The sequence below is a fragment of the Methanohalophilus sp. DAL1 genome (assembly GCF_001683555.1).
Taxonomy (GTDB): Archaea; Halobacteriota; Methanosarcinia; order Methanosarcinales; family Methanosarcinaceae; genus Methanohalophilus; species Methanohalophilus euhalobius.
In genome coordinates this window covers 1-11,828 of sequence record NZ_MAFX01000017.1, presented here as the reverse complement: position 1 = coordinate 11,828, position 11,828 = coordinate 1, and the positions used below count along the sequence as shown (strand labels likewise).

General features: G+C 42.1%; 13 protein-coding genes. 3 read left to right on the top strand and 10 right to left on the bottom strand.

The features are described from left to right. Position 1 precedes the first annotated feature (1 nt). Genes cdhC through cdhA form a run of 3 tightly spaced genes read right to left on the bottom strand, consistent with a single transcriptional unit; the run spans position 2 to position 4,345 of the window. The gene (cdhC, locus tag A9957_RS04595; RefSeq protein WP_096711246.1) at positions 2 to 1,399 is read right to left on the bottom strand and encodes a CO dehydrogenase/CO-methylating acetyl-CoA synthase complex subunit beta; all 1,398 of its coding nucleotides are present in this window, start codon (positions 1,397 to 1,399) and stop codon (positions 2 to 4) included. A 25-nt stretch (positions 1,400 to 1,424) separates the two neighbouring features. Continuing rightward, on the bottom strand, positions 1,425 to 1,937 hold the full coding sequence (gene cdhB, locus A9957_RS04590; RefSeq protein WP_096711247.1) for a CO dehydrogenase/acetyl-CoA synthase complex subunit epsilon: 513 nt from the start codon (positions 1,935 to 1,937) through the stop codon (positions 1,425 to 1,427). A 2-nt stretch (positions 1,938 to 1,939) separates the two neighbouring features. Beyond that, positions 1,940 to 4,345: a CO dehydrogenase/acetyl-CoA synthase complex subunit alpha gene (cdhA, locus tag A9957_RS04585; RefSeq protein WP_292343321.1), complete on the bottom strand. Its 2,406-nt coding sequence runs from the start codon at positions 4,343 to 4,345 to the stop codon at positions 1,940 to 1,942. 264 nt (positions 4,346 to 4,609) lie between these two features. On the opposite strand from cdhA, the gene A9957_RS04580 reads away from it, so the two are divergent. The 3 genes from A9957_RS04580 (at position 4,610) to A9957_RS04570 (ending at position 6,526) form a co-directional block, all read left to right on the top strand. After that, a complete protein-coding gene (locus A9957_RS04580) occupies positions 4,610 to 5,488 on the top strand; it encodes a rhomboid family intramembrane serine protease (protein ID WP_292343320.1) in 879 nt (292 codons plus the stop codon). A 2-nt stretch (positions 5,489 to 5,490) separates the two neighbouring features. Next, positions 5,491 to 5,898, top strand: a complete 408-nt coding sequence (locus A9957_RS04575; protein WP_292343319.1) for a hypothetical protein — start codon at positions 5,491 to 5,493, stop codon at positions 5,896 to 5,898. Between the two features lie 118 nt (positions 5,899 to 6,016). Next, the gene (locus tag A9957_RS04570) at positions 6,017 to 6,526 is read left to right on the top strand and encodes a TIGR00288 family NYN domain-containing protein (protein WP_096711602.1); all 510 of its coding nucleotides are present in this window, start codon (positions 6,017 to 6,019) and stop codon (positions 6,524 to 6,526) included. Here the strand turns inward: A9957_RS04570 and A9957_RS04565 are convergent. The 7 genes from A9957_RS04565 to A9957_RS04535 form a co-directional block, all read right to left on the bottom strand. Further along, on the bottom strand, positions 6,523 to 7,713 hold the full coding sequence (locus tag A9957_RS04565; RefSeq protein WP_096711251.1) for a homocitrate synthase family protein: 1,191 nt from the start codon (positions 7,711 to 7,713) through the stop codon (positions 6,523 to 6,525). The genes A9957_RS04570 and A9957_RS04565 overlap by 4 nt on opposite strands. A gap of 54 nt (positions 7,714 to 7,767) precedes the next feature. Next, positions 7,768 to 8,604: an NAD(+)/NADH kinase gene (locus A9957_RS04560; protein ID WP_128754542.1), complete on the bottom strand. Its 837-nt coding sequence runs from the start codon at positions 8,602 to 8,604 to the stop codon at positions 7,768 to 7,770. Then, on the bottom strand, positions 8,591 to 9,403 hold the full coding sequence (locus A9957_RS04555) for a bifunctional fructose-bisphosphatase/inositol-phosphate phosphatase (RefSeq protein WP_096711253.1): 813 nt from the start codon (positions 9,401 to 9,403) through the stop codon (positions 8,591 to 8,593). Before A9957_RS04555 ends, A9957_RS04560 begins: the two co-directional genes overlap by 14 nt. A gap of 14 nt (positions 9,404 to 9,417) precedes the next feature. After that, the gene (locus A9957_RS04550; RefSeq protein ID WP_096711254.1) at positions 9,418 to 10,422 is read right to left on the bottom strand and encodes a type II glyceraldehyde-3-phosphate dehydrogenase; all 1,005 of its coding nucleotides are present in this window, start codon (positions 10,420 to 10,422) and stop codon (positions 9,418 to 9,420) included. Positions 10,423 to 10,494: 72 nt separating this feature from the next. Next, on the bottom strand, positions 10,495 to 10,689 hold the full coding sequence (locus A9957_RS04545; RefSeq protein WP_096711255.1) for a CooT family nickel-binding protein: 195 nt from the start codon (positions 10,687 to 10,689) through the stop codon (positions 10,495 to 10,497). A 38-nt stretch (positions 10,690 to 10,727) separates the two neighbouring features. Further along, positions 10,728 to 10,946, bottom strand: coding sequence for an ARMT1-like domain-containing protein (locus A9957_RS04540; RefSeq protein WP_243641470.1), 219 nt, complete (start codon positions 10,944 to 10,946; stop codon positions 10,728 to 10,730). Between the two features lie 200 nt (positions 10,947 to 11,146). Then, entirely contained in the window at positions 11,147 to 11,557 is a 411-nt protein-coding gene (locus A9957_RS04535) for a helix-turn-helix domain-containing protein (protein WP_096711256.1), read from the bottom strand. Positions 11,558 to 11,828 lie beyond the last annotated feature (271 nt).

The following is an 11,828-nucleotide window of genomic DNA, read 5'->3' as shown; positions in this document are numbered from 1 at the left end:
ATTACTCGTTCTTCTTAATGATTACCTTATCAACAGATACCTTTGCATTTTTGAGAATGATCTTTACACCACCACTTCCGGAAGTTGGCATGGCTGGCATATTCATTGGCATTGAGGCAGGCATCTGCATGGCGGGAGCGGCTTGTTGTGGAGTTTCTTCTTCCTCTGTAGCCTCCTCCTCTTCTTCCTTTTCCCATCTATTGACAATTGGATGGTTCTTTTCTTCCAGGAAGTTCCTGAGTGTTTCCAGATCTGATACGTCTTCTTCAGTAGCAATCTTGTCTGCAATGTCATCCGGTATATCGTCAGATACACGGTCTTTGAGATGTTTTGGCATCCAGACCACACGTTCCCATCCACCGTCAGCTTGGATGAACTTGGGAGAACGGAAGTAGTTGATACCAATTCCCAAAAATCCACTGATCTGTTTTCCTCCTCCTGTCTGCCCGGCCATCGTGGAGAAGGGGAGTCCGTTTGGTGCAGCTCCTGTAAAATCCCTGTCTACCCATCCGATACCGTCAACCTCGGGTATATAGAAACCTACAACTTCAAAGCATCCGCAGGATGTGTGTGGATGGTCCAAGAATGAGTGAAGTTTTATACGATCATATTCCCCGCTTGACAGGGATTTTGCAGTCTCGTTTACACCGGTATACTCACCGGATTCTTCATCTATTACATCCCCTTTAGGTATTGCGAATTGGGGCCCTTCAGGATCGACCTTGGCGGCTGCCCTGCCGTCAAACCAGTTGATAGCACCACAGAGGGATATCCTGTCCGGGGTTATTACACATACATTGGACGGTGCAAAAGATTGACAGAGAGTACATCCATAGAACGTATCAACATCCTCATCGTGAAGATTACGGGTCCTGTCATCCCTGGCCTTGTATTTGGCTTTTGCCTCGTCCATGAGTTTTTCAATCTCGTCCTTGTCCGTGATATAGGTAGCTTCCACCTTCTCTATGAACGGGAGTTCGTTCTTGAAAAGCATCATTATTGCCTGAGCAATAGATTCAAAGGAGGTAACACCTTTTTCCACAGCCTCTTTGCTTAAACGAACCCACACATCATAACGCTGGTTCAGGTGCATAAGCCCCTGTATATAATTCTGGAAATCGTGGTTTCTTCTTTCCACAATGGATTCAAGGTCTTCTTCAACAAGTTCCCCGGCAATCTTGTATATCATGGCAAAAGGGTATCTTCCTCCCTCTTCCATATCCTGGATGTCCGGACCGATCATGTTAAACTTGCCGTCTACCACATCATCCATCTCAGCTGCCTTTACAAGTTCAAAACCAATGGATTTGGGACCTGAAAGTTCCACGTACATATCATTTTTTCTGATTCTTTCTCCTTCAAACATTGGAGAAATTTCAAAAGGAAAATCTTCAGCCATTGTTAATATCCTCCTTCTTTAAAATTCAAAGGTTATCAATAAGTTCGTCCAGTGCTTCCAGATGTACTTCAGGTGTAACATTACCAAAAGACAAGGTAGCATTTTGGGTATAATGTTTTCCTATGTTAATTGTTTTCAGGTCTGAAAAATTCTTCAGTCCTGAAAGGACCTGATTAATATAATATTTTTTATGTCCAAGCAGGATTATCAGATCATAACATCCGTTATCATCCAATCCGGCCCATTTTGGGTCACAAAGAAAAGAACCAAGGAAATGGATGTTGATATATTTTGCATCCACTCCCTCTTCATCGATAAATCCTTTTATGGAATGCCCGGTAGCAGCTACAGGGATACCCTTCTTTGCTATGGCTTGTGCACGGGCAAGGAGTTTTTCCTCCAGGACCTCCGAGCCAACAACGAAAAGAGGCCTTTTAGCTTTTTCGATCATTTTTGCTACAATAGCTGGCTTTGTACCCCTGGCAGATTTAGGCCCATATGTTGTATAGACCTTCAGGTTTTTTGAAACATCAGCCATTTTTAAGCCTCCTTGCACAATCTTTCCACATTGGTGGGTTGGGCCGATACATCCAGTTTACTGGTGGGTCCGGATACAATCTTCTTTTTATTCCAATCGATATCCCATCCGTATTCCTGCTCAAGTTTCTTGAGGAATTCTTCACGTCTTGCAAGTGGCAAGTCTGTTTCATTCCTTACATACTTGTACCAGTCATCAGGCATTATTCCCAGGTATTTTTCACTGAGCTCAATGTAATGAGTCAGTTTGATCATTCTTCCCATGTTGTTGTCACTTGGACGGATACAGTTCTTGGCAAGCATAGGCATCATTTCATCAATGGTTTCTGCGGTTGTAAGCAGGAACTCCGGAGCTGGCGGGATATCCATTGTTTCCCCGTTTCTTGCATCCAGGACCTTCCATTTATCTTCTTCATAGGGTTTGCCTATGAGTGCTCTGCGGTATTTTGAACCGTGAGGACCAAGGATTACAGGAATTCCAAGCCTGTTGCAGCCGGTTCCAATTGAAGATGCTTTCTGGGAATATGCTCCCCATGCTACGCCAACCGCTCCAACACGATTCAGGATATAATCGGCGATCTCTTCGTAGTTTCCTGTAATGTTACGTTGCGCAAAGATTGCGGCAACTTTTATGGTAGCAGCTGTGATATGGGAATTGGAAACACATGAGCCCACGTTGATGAGATTTCCTTTCTGGAACTTTGCCGGATATTTCTCGTAAAGGGTCTCCCCGTCATCGTTCTGATACATGCCAAGGTCCATTGCAGAACATCCCGACATCAGGACAATATAGTTACGCCTCAACATTTCATCGGCTATCCGATACAGGTCTTTTGTTCCATCCGGATAGTTTGAACATCCAACCATTGCAATGATACCGGGTGTGGTACCCATAACAAGATTGACGCCTTCTTCACGGATTTCAGGGTCACTTATCTGGCCACGTCCGACACGAACTTTGCCCCTTTCTTCCCGGATTACTCTCTGGGATGCCTTTTCAATTACATTGAGGACAGGTATATCCTTTGGACATGCCTGCTCACATCTGCCACAGGCTACACATTTGTCATGAAGTATTTCGAAAGGCCTGAGGTCACCTTCTTCAGCAGCGGTCATGGCATCACTGATTGGCAGGTTAGTTGGGCATTCGAGTTCACATGCAAGGCAATGTACACATCTGGAGGTAAGTTCGTTGAACTCTTCTTCGGTAGGTAGGGATACGACACCTTTTTCCTTGCGAATTTTTGACATTTCCTGTGTAAGTCTGGGGGCAACTTCACCGAGTTTTTCAAAGTCAAGTATCAGGGCACCATCATCCCTGCCGGATTTGAGATCATCGATGATATCCTCTATATCATCTTCGGACCTGTCAGGCAGTCCATACATGATTTTATCATTGGTTGTGATGACAGGCATCATAAGTTTCCGTGCTTCCCTTAGCACGTCGGCGCGTACACACTGTTCATCGACAACAATAACGTCAGGAACACCGGAACGTATCATCTTGAGTTCTTTGGCAAGGGTTCCGACAACCTTGGCCTTTGGTACGTCTCCTCCCTCGGTCCTGTATCTTGTCATGTCCAGAGCGGTACAGCACAGACCACAAAGCTCCATTTTGTCGGTCAGGTCATGGTCTTCCATATAGTCTATAATGTTGGTTACTCCGGCAACGTTATGACCGATTACCAGCAGGACAGGTTTTTCGGAGTCAATTGTTCCCATACCAATTTCTGATAGGGGCGCGTTTTCATCCGCTTTTGGCATTTCCAGACAGGAAATCTGTGCGATATCGGAAACTTCCATTCCTACATGATCGAGCATACCACCATGCATCGCCTTGGATTCGAAATCGATTGCCTCTCCTTCCTGTCCTACATGGACACACGCAAGAAGCTGGACCAGTTGTTCCTCCACATAACTCAGGGCGCCTTCCAGATCACCGAGAGTTTCAGGTTTTTTGCCTGTAACCATCTGGACATTGGGAGCAATTATATTTGTTTGTCCAACTTTAAGCGGATAATCTGCTCCATACTTGTCTATCAGGTGGTGGAGTAGGTGTCTTCCGTGACCGGAGTGAGCTGATGCTCCTGTAATCACACGCAGCATGAATTCTCTGGCATTATGGCCTTCCATGTTGATACCACATGCTCCTTCCTTGTTCCCGGTAAGGTCACAGGTACCGAATGTACAGTAACAACACTGGTCACACATAGGTGTATAGACCGGGTTGTATCTTTCAAGAAGTTTATAGTCCCAATCCCTCAGTCCGGAGATGTTGGGTTTTACAGTAAGGCCGACTTCTCCTTCTTCAGCGGCGGTTTTTTCGATAGCACCTACAATGCTTCCGATGTTGATCTGGACGTTTTCCAGGTCGCTGACAGAGAATGTCCCTGTTTTAAGTTCACTCATCTATGTATTGTCCTCCTGGGTGTCCCATCGCTATAAATTGTATAGCTTTGATGGGAGTGTTATAGTTTGATAAAAAGTTAATAGTTTATACAGTAGTGGACTGTGTCATAACTAATGTAGATTCAGTATATAAGTCTTTCCGGTATTTATCATGATTATAATAGATAATTCTTTTTATTTGTTTGCGCTGTTAATTCAACCTGCTTTCTGATTATGGAAATAGATTTATTTACTTTTGCATATGTGTTTAGGTAGGAGGATATTTTGGATAACCAATGCTGGATATGCGGTAAGAAAGAGCCAGTGATGTATACATGCCGCTACTGTGGGAAAACATTTTGTTCTGATCATCGTCTTCCTGAAAGACATGGCTGTGAAGGCCTGGGCGATGGGACTCGTTTCAGCTCTGCACAAAGTGCAGCTGGAAGTAGTGGTACCAGAGGACGCAGTACTTCCGGTACAGATCAAATTGTGAAGGATTTTTTTAAAGAAGCTACCAAAAATGCTGCAAAAGGTGCGGCCGGGAGTGCATTTAACAGGACTAAACGCTCCTTTTATTCTAGCCCCTCAATGGCCATAATAATTATATGTATATTTTCATTTTTCCTGGAGCTCCTGCTGGGCCAACCATATTACACTTTATTCCAGCTTGAACCGGGTAATATTCTATCCAGGCCCTGGACTTTGATTTCTCATATGTTTCTCCATGCAAGTCTTGGTCACCTGTTCTTCAATATGCTTGTTCTCTATTTCTTTGGCAGGATACTGGAGAGGCGCATTGGCAATTCAATGTTTATTTACCTGTATTTTATTTCCGGGATAGTTGCAGCTTTAGGTTTCATCGCAACGACCTCTACCAGTTACCCGATGGTCGGGGCCAGTGGGGCAATAATGGGGGTTTTTGCAACCCTTGCCATTCTTGAACCAAATCTGCCCGTATATGTCTTTTTCTTCCCAATGACCATCAAATCTGCTCTAATACTCTTTGTGATAGTGGACTTATCTTTCATGTACGTGAATATTTCCGGCGACATGATAGCACATGCAGCTCACTTGAGCGGAGTTTTTGTCGGCATCATTGTGGGGCGCAGACTTAAGAAGAACCTAAAGGTTTCCCGGAGTTTCTTATACAGGCGGTGGTGAGATTGGACTCTATAAGGCATCTTTCTTTACTGTATCCCAGGCCACGTGAAGGGGAAGAAATTCCCGTGCAATTTATTGACATGGAAAAAAAAATTGCAGCCTGGTCACCTGAAATTAGAAAGACTTTATACTTTGACTCTTTTGAACAGGCCGAAGGATTAAAAAGAATAAGAGAAGTATTTGTTTTAAGGGTGTATAACTGGTACCGTGATGGCCAATCTATCATTGAGTTGACAAATGACGAAAGAATGCAATTTGAGGATATTTTCAATAAATTTCTCTTATACAGGGGAGAAATTATGTACAGGAGAAAGAAAGAAGGAAGGAGGTACAAAAACTATTTCGTACTTGTGGATGATTCATATTCCAAAAAGAATGTAAACGAATGGTTGCTTGCTGAAAGATTATAAGGTTTGCAGGTCCTTAGTTGTTATTATAATCATTAATAGTAATTATGGTTAATTGTTGTTGATACTGTGGTTGCACATATTTATTGTTATAATGTTTATACCTGCAATAAGAGGCAATATGCAGAATGTAAAAACCGGATTTAATTCTATAGTCAAATATCTGAGTACTAAAAAGGAAATAGGGCGACGGAGTATTGGACTTCTTGTAGATGGTCCCAATGTTCTGAGAAAGGAATTTGATGTAAACTTAGAAGAAATAAGGGATGTATTGAAAGAGTACGGTAATGTCAAGATAGGACGTGTTTTCCTTAATCAGTATGCTTCTAATAAACTTGTAGAAGCCGTGGAAAACAATGGTTTCGAACCTGTTATTTGTTCAAGCGATGTGGATGTAAGGCTTGCTGTTGAGGGAATGGATCTTGTTCATAATCCCAATATCGATACTCTTGCACTTGTGACAAGAGATGCTGATTTTAAACCCTTATTGAATAAAGCAAATGAACACGGCAAAGAAACTATAATCTTTGGTGTAGAACCTGGATTTTCAACTGCCCTTAGGAATTCTTCTGACTATGTTGTAATTTTGAATACAGGAGGGGTTTCGATACCTGAAGAAGAGATGTCTTAAATATCATCATCTCTTTTACAGGATCTGATATCATCGATCATTTCTTCCAGATGTGGCCTTGTAATTCCACCTTTGATTTCTGTACAATTCTTTATTTTCTCCATTAATGCACATAATTCTTCGTGTTCAAGGGAATATCCCATGTCCTTAATTATTCCTTTTAAGGCCTTCAGTCCTGTATGCTTACCGACTACAAGGTTTCGGACCCCACCCACCATTTCCGGGGAAAAGAGTTCGTAAGTCCGCGGCTCTTCCAGAATTGCCATGACGTGTATCCCTGATTCATGCGTGAAGGCATGTTTGCCCACAATAGCCTTATTCACGGGAGTTGTCAGACCGGAATAATCTTCAACTTTTCTTGCAAGACCATTAAGATGTGTGGTATCGTAGTTTTCGATTCCGTACTGTACACGAAGGGCTACAAGTACTTCTTCAAGAGGAGCGTTTCCTGCTCTTTCTCCGATACCATTTACGGTGGTATGGAGTTGCTTTGCTCCTGCCTCAGCTGCTGCTAAAGTATTTGCAGTGGCAAGTCCGATATCATTGTGACAGTGAATGCATATGGGTGTATGTACCTTTTCTTTTATCTTTTCAACCATGTATTTGGTAGTTGAAGGATTCAATATTCCTATGGTATCAGCGATGCTCACATAATCAACATTGTATTTTTCTGCTTCCTGGAATGCATGTTGCAGGGTGGGTATGGGTGTACGCGTTGCATCCTCTGCGGCAAACCTGACTTTAAGTCCATGGTCTTTTGCATATTCTACTGCTTCCATTGAGCAACCCAGTACATCGCTGCAGGAGCGGTGATATTTGTGTTTCAGGTGAAGGTCTGAAAGAGCTATGAAAATGCTCACTATATCGGCATCACAATCAATAGCAGCATCTACATCCCCTATGATGGACCGGGCCAGGCAACACGTTTTTGCATTCAGCCCCATATTGCTAATTTCCTTCATGGTTTCTTTTTCAGAAGAAGAAACGACAGGAAATCCGGCTTCAATAATCTCGACACCAATTGCATCCAGTTCACTTGCCAGGTCCATTTTCTCTTCTTTGGTAAATGCAACACCGGGAGTTTGTTCACCGTCCCTGAGGGTCACATCACATATTTCTATATCCAGAGGTTCGATATCAATAAAATCCATCATTTCATTTCTGGAATATTCTTTATTTGGAGCCATGTTATCGCTATCCGGTCCTATCTTTACTTTTATATTTAAAGATATGTGTTTGTATCATCGAAGTTTTGACTGTACTTTTTCATAGAATCCACTACGTTCAGTCACTACAAAACGAGCAGGATTTTTTGCTTTTGTAAGACAAATGGTATCATCTTTTTTCATTGTGTAAGTATGCTGTCCATCGATAACAACAGCAGCTTCCTTTTCCGGAATAGTTATTTCGACCTTTATGGGTCTGTCAGAAGGTACCACCCAGGGGCGGGCTGAAAGTTTGAATGGGGCAAGAGGTACTATGAGGGTAGCATTGACCCTGGGATCCAGAATAGGTCCGCCGGCACTCATAGCATAAGCTGTGGATCCTGTGGGGGTTGCGATCACTACTCCGTCAGATCTGAACTCTTCTATCATACATCCGTCAACCGTTACCCGGAATGTTAGTATCTTGGCAGGTCTGGCTGTGGTCAGTACAACTTCATTTGTGGCACAGGGTAACTCTTCACCGTTGAGATTGACTGCAATACGACAACGTTCGGTATATTCGAATCCTTCCAGCACATTCTCGATTGTAGGAATTGCCTCTTCAGGCATCACATCCACAAGGAAACCCAGCATGCCCATGTTAATTCCCAGAAGTGGTAGTGGATCATCCATCCTGGATATGCTGCGCAGAACAGTTCCGTCTCCTCCGATTGAAATCATCAGGTTGGCACCTGCTTCTTTCATTTTTTCCACAGGCATTCGTTCTGTTTCAGGAAGATTAAGCATGTCAAAGGACCCCTCATCCAGAAAAATTTTAATTTGTGAAGTGAACCTTTTCACAATAGTCTCAACCATTTCCAGGGCTTGCGGACTATCATATTTAGAGGTTATACCAATTTTATTTACTTTCATCTTTTCTCCCCACAAAATTGAGTATGTCCCTGTGGGCATGTCCGTTTGATGCTATCATGGAAAGCCTGTTTACAACACTATCCTGAAGATGTAACTCTGTACCTTTTCCGTTGGTTACCTTTCCATTTGTTTCTTCAAGGATAAGTTTTCCTGCAGCAACATCAATCAGTCTCAGTGAATTCCTGATATCTACAAAAGCATCAAGTTTACCGCAGGCAACATAGCAGAGTTCCAGAGCCACACTTCCCAGTATTCGAACCCTTCTTACTTTTCTGGAAAGCTCCAGGGTATTTTCTACATTGTTACGGTAACCGTAAAGACTGACACTGAAATTTTTTAATAGTTTTCTGTTGGATGTATTTATTGGATTGCCATTTAGATATGCTCCTTCACCCTTATATGCATGGTAGATATCACCTGTGCAGAGATTTTTAACATATCCAAAGTAGATTGAAGAAAGGTCCGCATTGCCAACAGCAATGGAAGTTGAATAAAACGGGATTCCGTGGGCTGCATTATATGTGCCGTCAAGAGGGTCGATTACAAAAGTGATTTCAGGTTTTTTATCAGGAATGTATTCCCCATACTCTTCGCTGAGGATGCGGCAATTGCCATAACTTTTCAACACTTCAAAAATTGCCTTTTCAGCCCTGTCATCGATCAGCCTTGTACGAGTTCCGTCCGCTCCCATGTAGACGGATTTGTATGCTTTTCTTTTTCCGACAAGGTCCTTTATAGACTCGTTAGCCTCTTTTGAAGCATGATTGCAAACTTCAAGGAGACTTTGTATCGATTGCATAAAAAAGATGGGTATTAGATACCCATTGCTTTGTTAGTTTTTGCTACGGACTTTGTTCCGTCCTTTTCAACTTCCATCACAGCACGTATTGCATCGACATTTTCGGGAATCACATCTGATTCCTGGTGGATTCCCTGGAAGAAGTATAGTTCTCCTTCATATATCGTGATAGATTCGTTCCATACACAGTTTTCCCACATGTCAGACCTTGGGCGGTTCATATCACGAGCCATTTCCATTACCTCAGCCGTGGAAGTTATGCCCTGTCCGACAAAACGCACACGGGATTGTTTGGCCAGTAACGCTTCTACTTCTTCCGCCGTACATTCGCTATTCAGTTCCATGTTGATAGTGTGCAGGTGCATAAGTGTAGTAGGAAGTTTCACAGCTGTAGTAGCGATATCGATGTCGGGGAGGACGGTTTTGACATCCGGCCCGTGATGGGACGGCAGTTTTATGGGATTGGGGACAATAGCATTGATCGGTCCTTTCTTGATATCCGCCGGGTCAGCAGCCCTTCTCATCAGGGTCACTCTTGCTTTGTTTACTCCAAACTCGTCATCAAGAGGTTTGATGACCCTGCAGAGGCCGGTCGTATTACAGGATACCACCCGTACAAAATCCCTTCCTAGTGCTTCTTCATAATTGCTCTGTGCATTGAATGAACAACCTGCAAGTTCGTGGTCTTCCCCACCCTGCCAGATAGCTTTGACACCTGCTTTTTCGTAAATTGGCTTGTTCTTTTCACCAATTCCACCGGGTGTACAGTCTACAATGACATCTGCCCTTTCAAGCATATCATCAATGGAACCTTCAACTTCAAGGTTTGCCTTTTCCATCCCCTTAATCCGATCTTCAGGTGCAAACACATCATATCCCTTTTTCTTTGCCATAAAAGCTTCAAAATTAGGGCGGGTCTTTGCCACTCCAATAATTTCCATGTCTTCCTGGACGCTTACAGCGTCTGCAACTCTCTTTCCGATGGTTCCGTAACCGTTTATTGCAACTTTGACTGTCATTTTATGTACCTCCCTGTAATGTCGGCTATATATAGTTAAAGGGATTTGCTCCTATTCCCCCGGTTTTGATCATTAATCATTTCCGAGTATTATAAGCTCTCCCTTTGAGAAATTGATTTCCTTTATCGAACCCTGGACATTTTCTCTTTCACCGAATATGCCTGTAAGTTCAATTTCGTCTCCTTCCACAATTACACGTGTAGTTGACTCCATAATAATATCTCTATTTTCTTCTCCCCTTTCCAGAATCGCTTTTAGTTCACACATAACTTCACCTCATGAGTTTGGCAACCGAATAACCTTTCTCAAGGCCCATGTCCAGCGCAACACTTTCGCATTTTGTCTGCAGCAGATAAGCAATGGAGCCATATTCCTTCTGTAAGGTTTTCGTAATTTGCCATACCTTTGCTGATAATAAGACTTGTTTTGTTAAAAGCCTCTAGTAATTCTTGCGGTGCCTCATCAAAAGCAACTCCGATTGCATTACAGCCTCTATTCAAAACGCTGTCGCCTCTATCTTCCATGTTTTATGAATATAATTTTTGGATAATAAAAACTTATTTTAAAAAAATTCCTCTTCTCTTCTCATTAGTGCCATTATATTTAATAAAGTACAATTTAGAGTATTTTACTAGGTTGTTATAGTATATATTTAATTTGACTTAGTCAGTAATCCTACTTTTTAATTAATGTTGTTCTGTATATTACGTAACTTCGTATACTATTACGATAAAGAATCAATAATCACTTTTACTTGTTTTGATGAATAATCCACATTAAATTTTTCTTTTATAATTGCCTGTACATCAGAAGTTTTCCATTTCCTTTTTTCCCGAAGTATATTTTTCAGTTCGTACTTCTGTTCTTCACTGAGCTTTGAAGGTCTGCCACCTCCATATCTGGGAAATAATCCGGGATATCCATCCCGATTCCATCTTCTCTGCCATATGTAACCAACCCTTTTTGTGACGCCTGTTTTTTTTGCAGATTCTTCCACTGAAAAACCTTTGTATCGATATCTTATGAAGTACAACCGAGTCAAAACTTTTGTAAGGTATTCTATGTATCTTATCCTTTTTTCCAGGCTTTCCATGCTCATCTTTTCTTTAATAGGATACATTTCTTTTTTTGGCATGCCCTTTGGTTGTGTTTTTAAGTATAAATAGTTATGTTCGATACTAAAAACATTTATATAAAATAAATAATCAGGTTCTTAGTAGTTGTTAGCCGGCAGATAGTTTCCTTTAAGGACACGCCGGTTATCTATAATATATAAATAAGGTGATTTAATGGGAAAACAGGAAATGTATGATAAACTCAGAGATGCGATTGTCAACCAGGACATCAATGGTACTGGTCCCCTCGTCCAGGAAGCCCTGGATGCAGGTTTAACTCCTTTCGAGATC

What these genes read in the sequence shown, in the direction of transcription:
- A9957_RS04570 (WP_096711602.1), top strand. Translation starts at nt 6,017, where the DNA reads ATGCAGAATGTAAAAACCGGATTTAATTCTATAGTCAAATATCTGAGT.
- cdhA (WP_292343321.1), bottom strand. Translation starts at nt 4,345, where the DNA reads ATGAGTGAACTTAAAACAGGGACATTCTCTGTCAGCGACCTGGAAAAC.
- A9957_RS04550 (WP_096711254.1), bottom strand. Translation starts at nt 10,422, where the DNA reads ATGACAGTCAAAGTTGCAATAAACGGTTACGGAACCATCGGAAAGAGA.
- cdhB (WP_096711247.1), bottom strand. Translation starts at nt 1,937, where the DNA reads ATGGCTGATGTTTCAAAAAACCTGAAGGTCTATACAACATATGGGCCT.
- A9957_RS04540 (WP_243641470.1), bottom strand. Translation starts at nt 10,946, where the DNA reads ATGGAAGATAGAGGCGACAGCGTTTTGAATAGAGGCTGTAATGCAATC.
- A9957_RS04565 (WP_096711251.1), bottom strand. Translation starts at nt 7,713, where the DNA reads ATGGCTCCAAATAAAGAATATTCCAGAAATGAAATGATGGATTTTATT.
- A9957_RS04555 (WP_096711253.1), bottom strand. Translation starts at nt 9,403, where the DNA reads ATGCAATCGATACAAAGTCTCCTTGAAGTTTGCAATCATGCTTCAAAA.
- A9957_RS04545 (WP_096711255.1), bottom strand. Translation starts at nt 10,689, where the DNA reads ATGTGTGAACTAAAAGCGATTCTGGAAAGGGGAGAAGAAAATAGAGAT.
- cdhC (WP_096711246.1), bottom strand. Translation starts at nt 1,399, where the DNA reads ATGGCTGAAGATTTTCCTTTTGAAATTTCTCCAATGTTTGAAGGAGAA.
- A9957_RS04560 (WP_128754542.1), bottom strand. Translation starts at nt 8,604, where the DNA reads ATGAAAGTAAATAAAATTGGTATAACCTCTAAATATGATAGTCCGCAA.
- A9957_RS04535 (WP_096711256.1), bottom strand. Translation starts at nt 11,557, where the DNA reads ATGCCAAAAAAAGAAATGTATCCTATTAAAGAAAAGATGAGCATGGAA.